Source organism: Rhodococcus sp. DK176, assembly GCF_038447315.2.
In the GTDB taxonomy this organism is placed as follows: domain Bacteria; phylum Actinomycetota; class Actinomycetes; order Mycobacteriales; family Mycobacteriaceae; genus Rhodococcus_F; species Rhodococcus_F jostii_A.
Genome location: NZ_CP118321.2, coordinates 423,300 through 437,463 on the forward strand (window position 1 = coordinate 423,300; position 14,164 = coordinate 437,463).

Consider the following 14,164-nt stretch of genomic DNA (forward strand, 5'->3'; position numbering starts at 1 on the left):
CACCGAAAAGCACTACAGTGCAGAGACTCCAGACTCATTATCCGAGCAGTTCTCGCAGGCTTTCGTCACTTACCGGCGTCGCGGCTAGACCCAGCACCCCGGCAAGGAATCCGCGGATGGTGACTACGAAAAGCTCACGCGACGACCACTGGTTGGCCTCGAGCGCGTGGGCGAGGGTCGGGTGTCTACGCTCATCGACCTTCGGGAAGACCTCTGTGCTACCGACCGGATCGCGCATGAGATCGCTCAGAGTGGTTGCAAGAGCGAGCTTCTCCAACCCGTCCAGTATCACCACATGGAGTTGCGCCGGAACGCCCCCGTCCTCGAGGATTCGCGCACACCGTTCATACGTTCGGGTCAGGACATCACGAGGAAGGAACTGCACCAACACGAGAGCGGCATTGGGATGACGAAGGATGGCGTCGCGATAATTGAGGCTGAGTTCGACGAACCACTCCACCCAGTCCGTACCCGACGAAGACTCGGGCACCGTCGCCCCGGTCATCAGCTCCTTCGCCACCTCTGTCATGAGCTCACGACGATCAGCGAAGTGGTGGTACAGCGAGGAGGTACTTACGTTCAGCTGTTTGGCCACGCGCGGCAGACTGAACGCATCTATGCCTTCGGTGTCGATGATCTCGATGCTTGCCGCGATGGTCGCACTCCGGCTGATCAAAGGCTTTGCCGGTCTCCCCATCATGTCCCACTTTCGATCGACCCGAGACTCAGCTCCACGACCCCGCCGTATCGGCTCCGATGGAAAACCAATGGCTCCGTCGCCGGATCGGACCCGAAATCGAGCATGTCGGCAACGGCGATGAGGTGATCTCCACCGTCGTGCTCCGCAGTGAGCGCCACCTCGAACCACGCAGCCACCCCCTCGAGAATCGGCGCGCCGCGCTCGGCCGGTCGCCACTGCACTCCGTTGAATTTGGGTCCGCCCGATTTCGCGAAGCTGTCGCTGAGATCGCGTTGACCCGAGGAAAGAACGTTGATACAGAATGTCTCGGCGGTACGGATCGTCGGCCAGCTCGTCGAACGCCGACTCGGGCACAGCAAGACCTGGGGCGGATCCAGCGACAATGCCGAAAACGACTGGCAGGTGAACCCGGCCGGTTCCTCGCCCACCATCGCCGTCACCACCGTCACGCCGGAACAGAAGTGTCCCAGAACGTCGCGAAGCGCCCGCATGTTCACAGCCGATTGTGTGCTGCTGTCCGATCGTGTCGACACGTATGGTCCTCTCATACTCTCAGTGCGATGTGCACCCTGATTTCACCTGCGGGACTGATCCATCCGCGGCGATCAGCGAACTCGATCATTGCTTCGAATCGTGTGGACCACGACGGGTCCAATGCCTTCTCGCCCGCAAGGCCGCGGATCGTATCTGGATCGACGAAGACCTGCTGTGCGCCGGATGGTCGACCGAGGGCCGAGAGTCGGTCTGCCCAGATCCTGCACTTCGGGTCGGCCGGCTCGATATGGAGGGAGCCGAACTCGTCGGCGTCTTCGAGCCGGAACTGTGGCTTACCGGAAATCTCGTCAACCACGATTCGCATGGGTTTCTCCCCCGTTCATGGTGATGTGGTGGGAACTAGTGGACATCTTGTCGCACCGCCGATTCCTGGACCGGTCCGCGGGCTTCGAGGATGGGCAGCACGTCATCCAGCAGTAATTGCACACATGCATCTCGAGCGTTCCTCTCCGTGACAGCAGGAACGACAGTGACGCCGTCGGCAATGTCGGCCGCACGGATGTCGAGGATCAGACTTGCCAGGCCGCTCGGCGTTCCGACGTAGACGACGGTGTCACCGTCCGTCATGCCAGTTTCCGACGGGCGCCTCTGTCCTGTGCCGGCTTCGGAGCGCGCGGTGCGAGCGTCCGGCGAGATATGGACGACGACGTCGAGCAGTACGTCGACCCGGCCACTGGATGTGTCGCCCGCGGCCCGAATGTATGCGCGCTTCTTTTGCGCCTCTCGAAGGTTCGGGGCTGTAATTCGCACTGTGTGGGGGTCGTCCAGGCTCCGCACCACGATGGTGCTGTCGACCGGCGCGTCCGGCGTCGACAGGTCCACGGCCACGGTGAGCTGTACCCCGTTCACGACGTGGTCCGTCCCGTACGGGGTGCGGTTCGTCGCCACACCAGTGCCGGTGACAGGGTGGTGGTGCGGAACATCAGTGGATCCGAGGACAGGGTCATCCGGTCGCCGTCGAAGCGCACATGCCGCTTCTGGTTCTCACCGAGCCAGTTCGGGTACAGCGATACCGCCACCTCGTGCCATACGGCGGAGCGGTCTTCGTCGACGTGGTAGGGGCCCGAATACGCAAGGTATCCCCCGGCAGCCTCGCTTCGTTCGCTCACCTCGCCACTGTGGACGTTTCGCGAGCGGTACGGGGTTCGGCCAGGGCGCATGATTTGTGCCGACATGAACCCGTCCGACGAGTAGATGATCAATCCGCGGGCCTCGGGACCAAGGGGGTAGTCGACTTTGCCGCTGTCCGAGGTCGTCGAGTACTCGACCAATTCCCAGGCCCCGACGATTCGTTCGGCGATCGAGACGCCCTCGGTGTCGGTGATCATGTCGTGTCTTCCTTTCAGCTCAGAGCACGTCGCGCGTGCAGAGAAGGACCGAGCTCGACAATGCGGCCATGGGTCCGCCGATGAAGAGCGAGACCTGTGCATCGGGAACCTGGTTGGTGGAGGATCCACGCACCTGGCGCACGGCCTCGACTGCCAGACCCATTCCGTTGACGAATGAATCCGCGAGGTTTCCACCACTGGTATTCACCGGGAGCAGCCCGTGCGGGGCGGTCAGATTCTCGAGGGTCATGACCTTGCCGGCCTCGGCACCTCGTGGGCACAGACCGTGATCGATCAGTGCAGCCACACCCGAGCCGCTGAAGTTTTCGTATACCTGAACGACGTCGACCTGGTCGGGACCGAGGTCGGCGTCTGCCCAGAGGGTTTCGGCAACTCCGGCGGCTCCGGAGAATCCGGCCGAGGTGTAGTCGAGATCGTTCTCGCTGTCGACAGCGTATCCGCCGACCGCACCCTGACTGCCGGCCAGCACGTAGGCCGGACTGGGTGAAAGTTCTTCGGCGCGGTCGGCGGCGACCAGGATGAGCGCCACAACTCCGTCGTTCTCCCGTGAGCAGTCGTACAGCCGGTAGGGCTCGACGATCATCCGCGATGCTTCGTATTCGGCTTCGTCGAGCGGACGGCCGTAGGCCGCGGCGTGCGGATTGTGCTGCGCGTGGAAGTAGTCGGCGAGAACCAGGGATCTCATCGCGGATTCCGGAACACCGTCGTGTTCGAGCATTCGTCGGGTGCGCAGCGCGCAGGCTTGCGCCGGCGATCCGACCCCGTGCGGGAGCATATGGCCGTCGAAGTGATGCTTGGCGTATCCGAGGCGGCCGGAATCCTGCTGTGCCATGGCGCGATACACGACGACGCATCGCGCTTGCCCTGCAGCGATGGCGACTGCCGCGTTGGTGATCGCCGCTGCAGCACCACCTCCGCCACCACCCCAGATCATGGTGGACCATCGGATCCGGGGCGACATGAGCGACGCACCCACGACCGTCCCGTCGTTGTCGCCGCCCCCGTACGAGACGAAACCGTCGATCTCGCGTGGTGACACACCGGCGTCAGCCGCAGCCTCGACGATGGCTCGCAATGTCATCCGGAGTTCGCTGTCGGGCGATTCTCCTCGTTTGTAATGGAACTCACTGGCACCCACGACGGCTGCGGCACCACGGAGGAAGGTATCGGTCATCGCCGGGTTTCCCGTTCGGTCTGGTTGAAAGTGCTCGTCAAGCGCCACCGAAGCACCGGCCAGGGTCCATCGGCAGGCTGCTGAATGATTCCCGCAACCGCATCACCGATGGCAATGTCACCCTCACCATTCTCGGCGAGTAGACCGAGCACTCGTCGTCCCCCGGCATCCGGGAGTTCGACGAGAACCGTGACGAACGGCAATTCACCGGCTAGCTCTGCGATGAAGGGATGCCAGGTCCGCGACCACGAGAAGATTCGTCCGACCGGTTCCACCGCAGTCCATTTCGGGTCGAACGTCTGACACCGGCCGCACATCCACCGCGGTCCCCAGATCCACAGATCACACTCTCCGCACCTTTGCAGCCTCAGCTCACCCGCCCGCAGACCCTCCCAGAACGGCACGTCGAGGCCGTCTGCGTACGGACCGGCCAAAGCCGTGGCCGGAAACTCGCGGGCTGTACCGGCACCCGGCGTCATCGGATCGCTCCACTCTCGTGAACTGGCATATCGCTTCCTTCTGCTGCAGGCGGGCGTCGTGGGGAACCCGACGATCAGTGCTTGGTCAGGTAACCCGCATCGATCGGCAGGTCGATTCCGGTCACGTACTTCGCGGCGTCGGAAACGAGCCACAACACGGCGTCTGAGATGTCCTGCGGTTCGAGCATCATCACGTCCAGCAGATTCGTGCGGTCGTTATGCTTCCACTTCCGCACCACGTGCGGCAGCACCTTCGACAGGCCGGCCGCCATAGGCGAATTGACCCCCGTCGGGTTCACCGTGTTGACACGAATGTTGTGGTCGGCGAGCTCGAATGCGAGGGTGTCCTTCAGCCCCTGCAGGCCATGCTTCGCGGCGCCGTAGTGCCCCCACGACGGGGAAGCACCCAGCCCATCGACCGACGAGGTGATCACGATCGATCCGCCGCGGCCACCCTCGATCATCACGGGGACGACAGCCTTGCAGGCCTTCCACGCCCCGGTGAGGTTGACGTCGAGCATCGTCTGCCACGCGTCGTCTTCGATCTCGATCGTCGACTCGGCGTGATCGTGGATGCCGGCGTTCGCCAGCAGGATGTCGATACGTCCGAACTGAGAGACGGCCAGATCCGCAACAGCCCTCATGTCTGCACTGCTCCGGACATCCGCCTGCATGCCGGCAATCTCGCCACCGGCTTCCTTGACCAGTTGGATCGTCTCCTCGATATCATCCGATGTCGCGAGTGCATACTGCACCTCGCCGATCGGCGCCGCGATGTCGCAGACCACGATCTTGGCCCCCGCAGCGGCAAGAGTGAGCGCATGCGAGCGGCCCTGCCCTCGTGCGCCGCCGGTGATGACTGCAACTTTTCCGTCGAGTCCGTCGAGAGTGGCCATCGATTCTCCTGATTCGAAGTGGGTAGTGATATAGGAATTGCCGGACGTACTACCCTGCGCACTTCGCGCGTTCGTAGTCCTGCGTCGCCTGGCTGATACCGGTCGCGAAGCGCTCGCTGAATCCTTCCTTGCGCGCCTGTGTCCAGTGGTAGGAATTCAGCAGCGGTTCGCAGGTGCCCGTGAATCGGGGCATGACGTCGCGCATGAGGATGCGGTACATGCGCGAGGTTGCCTCGATGTCGGCCCAGTCGTGTGCTGTCGCGAGGAAGGTGCCGAATCCACCAGTGCGGTCGATGATCTTCTGGATGTAGTCGATGGCATCGTTCGCATCGCCGATGCAGCCGTATCCGGACTCGTTGACACGCCGGACCAGTTCCTCGTGCGCGACTTCTTCACCCGGTTCGATCATTTTCATCGGGGTGACGACGTGGCGGTAGTCCATGAAGTCGCGCAGCCCGTACCGGGTGTCTTCCACGGCTTGCTCAAAAGTGTCGGCGATATGGATGTTGCCGACGATCGCCCAATCGTTTCTATCGACGCTCTGCCCGTACACATTTGCCTCATGGGTGGTGATGTCCCAGGTCTGGGCGAGCAACTCGACCGACTTGGCGCTCGTTCCGCCGATAGACAGCAGGCCGAGCCCGTACTTGCCGGCCAGCTTCGGGCCCGACGGCGACATCGCGGCCGCCACAGTAATCGGTACCCCCGGGTACGAGTAGGGGCCGAGTTGGACTCGCGCATCCTCGAGAGAGAACCATTCCGTCTTCCGGTCGACGGGTCCCGGCGTGTTGAGCAATTCCAGGATGGCGTCGAGGGATTCTTCCATCCGCGGCCGCAACAGGTTGTAGTCCATGCCCATCATCTGCGAATCGGCCACGAGCGCACCCGGCCCGACTCCGATGCGTATGCGGCCACGGGTCATGTGGTCCAGGAAAGTGATGCGATCGGCCACCATCAAGGGATGGTGGTAGGGAAGGGATATGACGCCACTACACAGCTCGATACGCGACGTACGCTGCGCGGCTGCGGCAATCATCAACTCGGGCGAGGGCCCGACCTCGTACCCACCACTGTGATGCTCCCCGAACCACACCTGATGGAATCCGAGCCGATCGAGGTCCTCGACATGGCCGAGGTCCTGTTCGATCGCCATCGTGGGGTTACGCCGAGGGTTGTGGTACGGCGGAAGGAACACTCCACACCGCAGTGGTGCCTTCCTCGAGGTCGGTGCATTGTTCACGGCCGACCCGTTATTCCCAGCTTCCGGTTCCATTTCAGATCTCCTGTCGGTCGTTGCGTGCGGCGCCGCAGATGGTGACGATGTCCCGAGCCGTCCGGTCTCCGCAGTACGATTGCGATCGACGCTCGGAAATGCGGAACCTGTTGCTAGACAAGCAATAAACTCGCGATTTGAAGCACAAAAGGTGCACGGAATGCTGCGGTGGTACGCGACTCGCCAGCAGCACTACAGTGCTGCGCGTCACATCGCTCAATCTAAACCCTATCGGTTAAGCGGTCAAGCGGAACCTGCTACGCGGCAGCGATTCCCTGCCCAATTCGGATTGACGCGCCTTCACTCTTGACCAGTGGGAAAGCGCTGATCTACCTTCAACTCAGGGCAATCGCCCTCTCACGTCGGCCCTCGCGCTCGCCACGGCGCGAACTCGCCTGACGCCCGGAAGATCACCTCCCCGCGAGGTGATCCCGGGACCACTCCCTCGCGAAGGATCGCCAATGACCTCGACACAGCTCGATCTTCCCGAACATCTGATCACCGATTTCGATGTGTACGACCCGTCCCTGGCCGTGCCCGCAGACGTGTTCCAGGAGCGCGTGGCCGCGCTGCGCAAGCAAGGGCCGGTCCTCTACTCCCCGCATCACGGGGGCCATTGGGTGGTCACGCGGTACAAAGAAGCGCTTCAGGTACTCCAGGATCCGGAGACGTTCTCGAGCTTTCCGAACAATCTGCTCAATGCCGCGCAGGGCAAGTTCCTCCCGCTCGAGCTCGATCCGCCCGAACACAGCTACTACCGGCAGGCATTGCAGCCGCTGTTCAGTCCCAAGCAGATGAAGGCGCTCGAGCCCGAGATCCGGAAAATCATCACCGAGTTGATCGACCAATTCGCCGACAGAGGCGAATGCGAGTTCATCTCGGAGTTCGCACACGAGCTGCCGACTCGGATCTTCCTTGCGCTCATGGGATGGCCACTGAGCGACGCACCACAGTTCACGGAGTGGACCGACATCACGCTTCAAGGCATCCCCGGGGCGAGCGAGGTGGAATCGGCCGAGGCGCGCGCGAAGGCGGCCGGAGAGATTTACGAGTATTTCGGAAAGGTCGTCGCACGAGTTCGATCCGGTGAAGACAGTTTCGAGAGCCTTACCGCGCAGATCATCAACACCCCGCTCGACATCGACGGAACGCCTCGGTCACTCACCGACGAGGAACTGAGCCGGATGTTCTTCCTGCTGCTCGTCGCGGGACTGCACACCGTCCAGGGTGCTCTCGCCTGGGGGGTGATCCACCTGTCGCACAATCTCGAGCAGCGCGAGGCGATCATCGACGACCCGACGCTGATTCCATCGGCAGTGGAGGAGATTCTGCGGATCGAGACCGCCACGAGCAGCGGTCGTCGCGCGACCCGGGATGCCGAGATCGGTGGTGTCTCCATCAAGGCCGGCGATCAACTGTTGGTCGTCATGACGTCCGCCAACCGCGACAACGACGAGTTCGACAGCCCTGAAGAGCTACAGATCGAGCGGCACCCCAACCGACACATCGGCTTCGGCGCCGGCCCACATCGCTGCCTCGGCTCCCATCTCGCGCGGCTCGAGCTGCGACTCGCGATGGAGGAGATCCACAGGAGGATTCCCGACTACGCGCTGGTTCCGGACAACCCCGCGGTGTTCCATTCGTCCCAGGTCCGCGGATGCGAGAAGCTGCCGATCACGTTCACGCCGCCGACGCACTGATTTCCCGCGACCCGGAAGTGGGAACGCCGTCCGAACAGTAGAAGGTCCCCGGAGAAATCCGGGGACCTTCTCTGCTGTGTCACACCGTGGAGGAGACCGGTGACAGCGCTGGATCGTCCGCAGGCGGTTGCAGCACACCGTCGTGCACGAGCGTGTCGATCTCGACTGTGCTCAGACCGAGCACTACCTCGCAGATCTCCCGGGTCTGCGCACCTGCCAGCGGTGCCTGTTGCAGCGGCCAGTCCGGCAACGCCGCGAAGTGCGCCACCTGCTTCGCCGTCGGAAGCGGCGCCGGAAGCAGCTCGTGTTCGAGCTCGGTGTAGGCACCCCGCGCGGTGAGGTGCGAATTGGTCAACAGGTCCGGCAGCCGGATCATCGCGCCGGTCGGTATCCCGGCGGCCTGCAACGTGTCCATCGCCTCGGTCGGCGTGTGCAGCAGCAGCCACTGTGCCAGCACCTCGTCGGCCTCGGCCCGGTGCGCAATTCTGAGTTCGTCGGTGGCGAAACGCGGGTCGTCGACGAGGTCGGGGCGTCGGAGGACCCCGCACAGCGCGACCCAGTCGGCGTCGTCGCGGACGGTGACGACACACCACTCGTCGTCACCCGCACACGGGTACACCCCGGAGGGCGCCGAGTACGGATCGGAATTGCCCGGTGCGCTGATCGAGCCCGGCGCGAGGTGTTCGGCGACGAGCTGGTTGCGGAGTTGGACGATCGCGGTGTCGGCTTGAGCGACTTCGATGGCGGCACCGCGTCCAGTCTGCAGCCGGTGGATCAACGTGGCGAGAATGGTGGTGGCAGTGACCTGTCCGGCGATGTGGTCGGGGTAGACGGTCGAGCCGTCACACAGGCCGTCGGAAGCATCGGAGTATCGCCAGAGCGCCGAGACGCCGCAGGCTGCCCGAACCAACGGCCCGTAACCCAGTCGCTTGTTCCACGGGCCGACACTGCCGAAGGCGCTGCTCTCCGACACGATGATGCGCGGATTGATCGCGGCAAGCTCGTCATACGACAGTCCCATCGACGCAAGGGTGCCGGGCTTGAAATTGGCGAGCACGATGTCCGCTTCCTCAGCGAGGCGCTTGAAGATGCGGATACCCTCGGGGCTGCGCAAGTTGAGACCGAGGCTGCGACGATTGCGATGGCCCCAGGCGACGGATGCCGCGAGAGCAGCGCCGCGCTTGGATTGGCGCAGCCCGTCGGGGAACTGAGAGTTCTCGATCTTGATGACATCGGCACCGTTGTCCGCGAACTGGCGCCCGAGCTCGGCGCCGAACACCACGACACCCATGTCGAGGACCCGAAGTCCCTCGAACGGTCGTGTACCCGGCTCGCGCTGCGGTGCGGGAATAGGAACCCGGGTGTCTGCGGAGGCCGAGCGGAGAACCAGGTCGTTGTGCTCCCCGAGCTCCGGTGCACGGGAGCGGAATCCGGCCCGTTCGCCGTTGATCTTCGCGTAGCCGGATGGAACCCGAGCGTTGACACCGGGAGCGATTTCGGCGTCGACGAACGTGCCGGACGCAGCGAAGTGCTCGGTGGTCAATACCTCGGTCACGGTGTTGAGGCCGCCGATCGGAATTCCGCGGGCAGCACCTTCCGCGACGAGGTCGTCGCGGGTGTACGTGCTGAACAGCTGCTCGATGAGCGGATTGAGCCGCTCGGACGCGGCGAACCTGGCGGGAATGGTGTCGTACTTCGGATCCGCGAATTCTTCCGGCCGACCCAACCATTCGTACATCGCTTGCCACTGACGCTTCGCGAGCAGGCAGATTCGCACCTGCCCGTCGCCGCACCGATACACCGGGTAGAAGTTAGCCGCGTCAGGCCGGCCCCGGGGGAAGTCCTCGGATCGACCCGCGGCAGCGGAGCCCTGCACACCGAATCCGGGGTCGAAACCGTGCACGATGACCTCGAACGCGGAGATGTCGACGAGCTGCCCGTGGCCGGTATGCAACCGGTCGTAATAGGCGAGCAGTGCGGACCACGCCGAATGCACACCCACCGATTCGTCGATCAGCCCGTTCGGCGGCAGCAGCGGAGCCTCTCCCGGCTCGCCGGAGCGCGAAAGCACACCACTCAATGCATAGAGAATCTGCTCGGTCGCCGCCCAGTCGCGATACGGACCGTTCTGACCGAAGCCGGTGATCGACACGGCCACGAGCGCGGGATTGACGCGGCACAGGTCTGCGGCGCCCACCCCACGCGTGGCAAGAAAGCCCGGCGGGAACGACTCCAGAAGAATGTCCGAGCGCTGCGCCAGCAGGCGCAACCGATCCCGGTCGTCGTCCGCGTCCAGGTCGAGCACGATGCCGCGCTTGTTGGCGTTGCGCAACGCGAACGGGACGCTCACACCGTCCAGTATCGGCTGCGCGGTGCGCGAGGCCGATCCTCCCGGAAGTTCGACGCGGACGACCTCGGCCCCGAGGTCGGCGAGAAACCGCCCCGCCGTGTCCCCGAATCCGTCCGACAGCTCCAAAACCCGGACACCCTGCAGAGGTAGTTCCATCATGTGCTCCAAAGTGGTTGCTCATCGCAGAAACCGCTGTCGTCAGCGAGTTCCGAAGTACACCGACTTCGAGGTGAAGTACGGTGCCAGTCCCTCCGGGCCGAGCTCGCGGCCCAGCCCCGACGACTTGACGCCACCGAACGGCGCGTCGAGGTCGAGGGCGTAGTAGTTCACTCCCACCGTGCCGCTGTGGATTCGAGCCGCCAGATCGAGACCGTGCTGCTCGTCGGTGGTCCAGACCGTGCCACCGAGGCCGTATTCGGAGTCGTTGGCGATCGCGACGGCCTCGTCTTCACCGTCGTACGCGGTGATGGTCAGCACCGGGCCGAAGATCTCTTCCTGCGCGATGCGCGCGGAATTGTCGACTCCGGCAAACACGGTCGGCTCGACGAACCACCCCTGCGGCTGCGCGGCGGGCGTGCCGCCGCCGGTGGTGATGCGATAGCCGGCGGCTCGGCCGGCCTCGATGTAGCCGAGGACGCGGTCGCGCTGCGCGGCCGAGACGAGCGGACCGATCTCGGTGGCCTTGTCGAGCGGATCGCCGACGGTGAGTGCCCGCACGGTCTCGGTGACGGCCTCGACGACCTCGTCATATCGTGAGCGGGGGGCGAGGATCCGGGTGCTGGCGTGGCAGGTCTGACCGTTGTTCACCAGCGACACTTCGAGCAGATTCTTACCGAACAGGTCGAGGTCTACGCGCTCGGTAACGATCGCCGCAGACTTGCCGCCGAGCTCGAGAGTGACCGGACGCAGCAATCGGCCACACACTTCACCGATGGCGCGACCGGCCGCCGTGGATCCGGTGAACGCCACCTTGTCGACTCCCGGATGGGAAACCAGATAGGCGCCGGCGTCCCGGCCGGCCGGCACAACGTTGACCACGCCGTCGGGTAGACCGGCCTCGACGGCAGCCTCAGCAAACGCGAACGCGTCGAGCGCCGTCTCGGGGGCGGGCTTGAGCACCACTGTGCACCCCGCCGCCAGGGCGGGAGCCAGCTTCATCGCCGCAAGCGGCTGCGGGTAGTTCCACGGCGTGATGGCCGCGACCACACCCACCGGCTCGCGGCGCACGACGGTGCGGCCACCGAAGGCGCTCGGCCGCACATCCTCGTTGACCGCGTCACGAATCAGAGCTGCGTAGTACGAAATCATGGCTGCGGGGCCGAAACCGTTGACTCCGCCCGAAAGAGCGATCGGCATACCGTTCTCCCGGCTCACCAGCCGGGACGTGTCCCGACCACGTGACTTGAGGGCCGCAGCGAACTTGTCGAGCAGATCGGCCCGCTCGACGTTGGTCAGCGCACTCCACCGACCACTCAGTGCGGTGCGCGCAGCCGCGACGGCGGCGTCGATGTCGGCTTCGGACGCCATCGCGGAGGTGCCCAGTACCTTCTCGGTGGCTGCTTCGATGACATCGACGGTGTCTCCGGACTTCGGTGTCACCCATCGGCCGCCGATGAACAGCTCGTTCCTGTCCGTGGCGTTGTCACCGCGTGTCGTGTCACGGTCGTTCATGTAGTGCCTTTCGGGAAGGAGGCGGTCACAGGGTCTCTTCGTGGCCGAACAGCACCGAACTCACCAGCGGTGCCATCGGGCCGCCGATGAACAGCGACGTCTTCGCGCCGTCCACCGGGTTGGTCGAGGTGCCGCGGATCTGTCTGACCGCCTCGACCGCCAGGTTCAGGCCGTTGATGAACGAATCGGCGAGGTTGCCACCGCTGGTGTTGACGGGTAGTTTGCCGTTCGGCGCGGTGAGGTTCTCGACGGTCATGAATGTGCCGGCAGCCTCGCCCGGCGGGCACAGACCGTGATCGATCAGCGCCGCCACGGCAGGGCCGCTGAAGTTCTCGTACACCTGAACCACGTCCACGTCGTCCGGCCCGAGACCGGCTGCCGACCACAGTCTCTCGGCGACACCGGGTTTGCCGTTGTTTGCCGGGCCGAATCCGGCGCTCATGTACTGCTCGCCGAGATCGTTGTCGATCAGTTCCGAGTATCCGCCCGGTGCACCTTGCGCGCCCGCGAGGAGATACGCCGGGTCGGGTCGCAGGGTCTTGGCTCTCTCGGCCGAGACGAGCACCAGCGCGACCGCGCCATCGCTTTCCCGGGAGCAGTCGAACAGGTGGAACGGCTCGGCGATCAACCGTGAGTTCTGGTAGGCCTCCTCGTCGAGGGGCCGCCCGTAGCCCTGCGCGGTGGGGTTGTTCTGCGCGTGCTGATACGACGCGAGGACGAGAGAACGCATGGCCGTGCGCGGCACTCCGCCGTGCTCGAGCATCCGTTGGGTGCGCATCGCGCAAATCTGTGCGGGCGAGCCGATACCGTGAGCGAGGAAGTGACTGCCGTAGTGGTACTTCGCGTATCCGAGCCGGCCCGTATCCGCCTGCGACATTGCGCGATACACCACCACACAGTCTGCCTGGCCGGTGGCGATCGCAGTGGCCGCATTCGTGATGGCGGCTGCGACGCTGCCGCCGCCACCGCCCCACATCATGTTCGACCAACGCAGTTCGTCGATCAGCAATGCGCCGCCGATGATGGCACCGTCGTTGGCGCCACCCGCGTAGGAGACGAAACCGTCGATCTCGCGGGGGCTGATACCCGCATCGGCACACGCTTGGAGGATGACTTCGAGGGTCATGCGCTTTTCGCTGTGCGGGGCTTCGCCGCGCTTGTAGTGCTGTTCGGCGACGCCGACGACTGCCGCCGCGCCGCGCATGATGTTGGCGCTCATCCTTTTTCTCCTTCTGCGGTCGCGGCGCGACGCCAGCGCAGCAACGGCCAGGGGGCGCCCTCGGAGTGTTCGAAGACTCCGACGACCCGGTCGCCGATTTCGGGGTTCGTTTCGACGTCGTCGGCGAGTATGCCCAGCACCCGCCGGCCGTCGGCGTGTGGCAGTTCCACCAGCACCGTCACGTACGGCAGCCGGTCGGCGTATTCGTCCATGTAGGGGTACCAGCTGCGGTTCCAGCTGTAGACGGTGCCGAACGGTTCGACCGTTTCCCATCCGAGGTCGAAGCTGTGGCAGTGACCGCAGATGGCCTGCGGACCCCAGATCCAGGTGCGGCACCCGTTGCAGCGCTGAAGGCGCAGCTCATCGATGCGCAGGCCGTCCCAGTAGGGTCGATCGAGTCCGTCGGGTGTGGGGCCCCACGGTTCGGCGGCGGGCTCTGTCGCGGTCATGCGTGCGCCTCCGTTCCGGTGGGGAAGTTCTCGAGCGACGCGGCGAGCCAGCGTCCGTCGTGGCGTTCCCAGATCGAGCGCAGTCCGATCGACCGGTCACCCATGTCATAGACGGTTTCGCCGATCATTTGGTCGCCCTCGGCACGCACATCCTTGATCTCGAAGCCTTGCGCGGCCTCGCGGGGGGTGTCGACTCCGTCGAAGACCTGCGGAATGTTCTCTTGCACCATGTCGGCGAGAGCGGCCTTCATGTTTCCGGCGACAACGTGGCCGACATGCTGCTCATACAGTGCGCGAAAGTCTTCGACAGACATCTGGAAACTCCTCGATTTCGTGACACGCGCATGCC

General features: G+C 64.4%; 15 protein-coding genes. 1 reads left to right on the forward strand and 14 read right to left on the reverse strand.

All coding sequences use genetic code 11. From position 1 onward, the window contains the following. Positions 1–37 precede the first annotated feature (37 nt). The 9 genes from PSR88_RS01855 to PSR88_RS01895 all read right to left on the reverse strand — a co-directional run bounded on the left by PSR88_RS01855 (position 38) and on the right by PSR88_RS01895 (position 6,426). On the reverse strand, positions 38–697 hold the full coding sequence (locus tag PSR88_RS01855) for a TetR/AcrR family transcriptional regulator (RefSeq protein ID WP_029538346.1): 660 nt from the start codon (positions 695–697) through the stop codon (positions 38–40). Next, positions 697–1,233: a flavin reductase family protein gene (locus tag PSR88_RS01860; RefSeq protein WP_016881020.1), complete on the reverse strand. Its 537-nt coding sequence runs from the start codon at positions 1,231–1,233 to the stop codon at positions 697–699. Before PSR88_RS01860 ends, PSR88_RS01855 begins: the two co-directional genes overlap by 1 nt. A gap of 11 nt (positions 1,234–1,244) precedes the next feature. After that, entirely contained in the window at positions 1,245–1,559 is a 315-nt protein-coding gene (locus PSR88_RS01865; RefSeq protein WP_016881019.1) for a hypothetical protein, read from the reverse strand. A 35-nt stretch (positions 1,560–1,594) separates the two neighbouring features. Further along, positions 1,595–2,083 carry a hypothetical protein gene (locus tag PSR88_RS01870; RefSeq protein ID WP_342338038.1) on the reverse strand — a complete coding sequence of 163 codons (489 nt, stop codon included), beginning with the start codon at positions 2,081–2,083 and terminating at the stop codon, positions 1,595–1,597. Between the two features lie 17 nt (positions 2,084–2,100). Beyond that, positions 2,101–2,583: a lipocalin-like domain-containing protein gene (locus PSR88_RS01875; RefSeq protein ID WP_016881017.1), complete on the reverse strand. Its 483-nt coding sequence runs from the start codon at positions 2,581–2,583 to the stop codon at positions 2,101–2,103. A 19-nt stretch (positions 2,584–2,602) separates the two neighbouring features. Then, positions 2,603–3,778, reverse strand: a complete 1,176-nt coding sequence (locus PSR88_RS01880; protein WP_016881016.1) for a thiolase C-terminal domain-containing protein — start codon at positions 3,776–3,778, stop codon at positions 2,603–2,605. Further along, positions 3,775–4,257, reverse strand: a complete 483-nt coding sequence (locus tag PSR88_RS01885) for a Zn-ribbon domain-containing OB-fold protein (RefSeq protein ID WP_016881015.1) — start codon at positions 4,255–4,257, stop codon at positions 3,775–3,777. The genes PSR88_RS01880 and PSR88_RS01885 overlap by 4 nt, the downstream gene beginning before the upstream one ends. A gap of 74 nt (positions 4,258–4,331) precedes the next feature. Then, positions 4,332–5,153: a mycofactocin-coupled SDR family oxidoreductase gene (locus PSR88_RS01890; RefSeq protein WP_016881014.1), complete on the reverse strand. Its 822-nt coding sequence runs from the start codon at positions 5,151–5,153 to the stop codon at positions 4,332–4,334. Between the two features lie 49 nt (positions 5,154–5,202). Next, positions 5,203–6,426, reverse strand: coding sequence for an LLM class flavin-dependent oxidoreductase (locus PSR88_RS01895; protein WP_029538343.1), 1,224 nt, complete (start codon positions 6,424–6,426; stop codon positions 5,203–5,205). A gap of 461 nt (positions 6,427–6,887) precedes the next feature. On the opposite strand from PSR88_RS01895, the gene PSR88_RS01900 reads away from it, so the two are divergent. Continuing rightward, positions 6,888–8,126 carry a cytochrome P450 gene (locus tag PSR88_RS01900; protein ID WP_016881012.1) on the forward strand — a complete coding sequence of 413 codons (1,239 nt, stop codon included), beginning with the start codon at positions 6,888–6,890 and terminating at the stop codon, positions 8,124–8,126. 79 nt (positions 8,127–8,205) lie between these two features. Here the strand turns inward: PSR88_RS01900 and PSR88_RS01905 are convergent, their stop codons facing one another. Genes PSR88_RS01905 through PSR88_RS01925 form a run of 5 tightly spaced genes read right to left on the reverse strand, consistent with a single transcriptional unit; the run spans position 8,206 to position 14,129 of the window. Then, positions 8,206–10,635, reverse strand: coding sequence for a CoA transferase (locus tag PSR88_RS01905; protein WP_016881011.1), 2,430 nt, complete (start codon positions 10,633–10,635; stop codon positions 8,206–8,208). A 39-nt stretch (positions 10,636–10,674) separates the two neighbouring features. Continuing rightward, positions 10,675–12,147 (reverse strand): aldehyde dehydrogenase, encoded by a 1,473-nt coding sequence (locus PSR88_RS01910; RefSeq protein ID WP_011593668.1) that lies wholly within the window; start codon positions 12,145–12,147, stop codon positions 10,675–10,677. A 25-nt stretch (positions 12,148–12,172) separates the two neighbouring features. Next, positions 12,173–13,366, reverse strand: a complete 1,194-nt coding sequence (locus PSR88_RS01915; protein ID WP_011593669.1) for a thiolase C-terminal domain-containing protein — start codon at positions 13,364–13,366, stop codon at positions 12,173–12,175. Next, positions 13,363–13,815 (reverse strand): Zn-ribbon domain-containing OB-fold protein, encoded by a 453-nt coding sequence (locus PSR88_RS01920; RefSeq protein WP_011593670.1) that lies wholly within the window; start codon positions 13,813–13,815, stop codon positions 13,363–13,365. Before PSR88_RS01920 ends, PSR88_RS01915 begins: the two co-directional genes overlap by 4 nt. Then, the gene (locus PSR88_RS01925) at positions 13,812–14,129 is read right to left on the reverse strand and encodes a hypothetical protein (RefSeq protein WP_011593671.1); all 318 of its coding nucleotides are present in this window, start codon (positions 14,127–14,129) and stop codon (positions 13,812–13,814) included. The genes PSR88_RS01920 and PSR88_RS01925 overlap by 4 nt, the downstream gene beginning before the upstream one ends. Between the last annotated feature and the right edge of the window lie 35 nt (positions 14,130–14,164).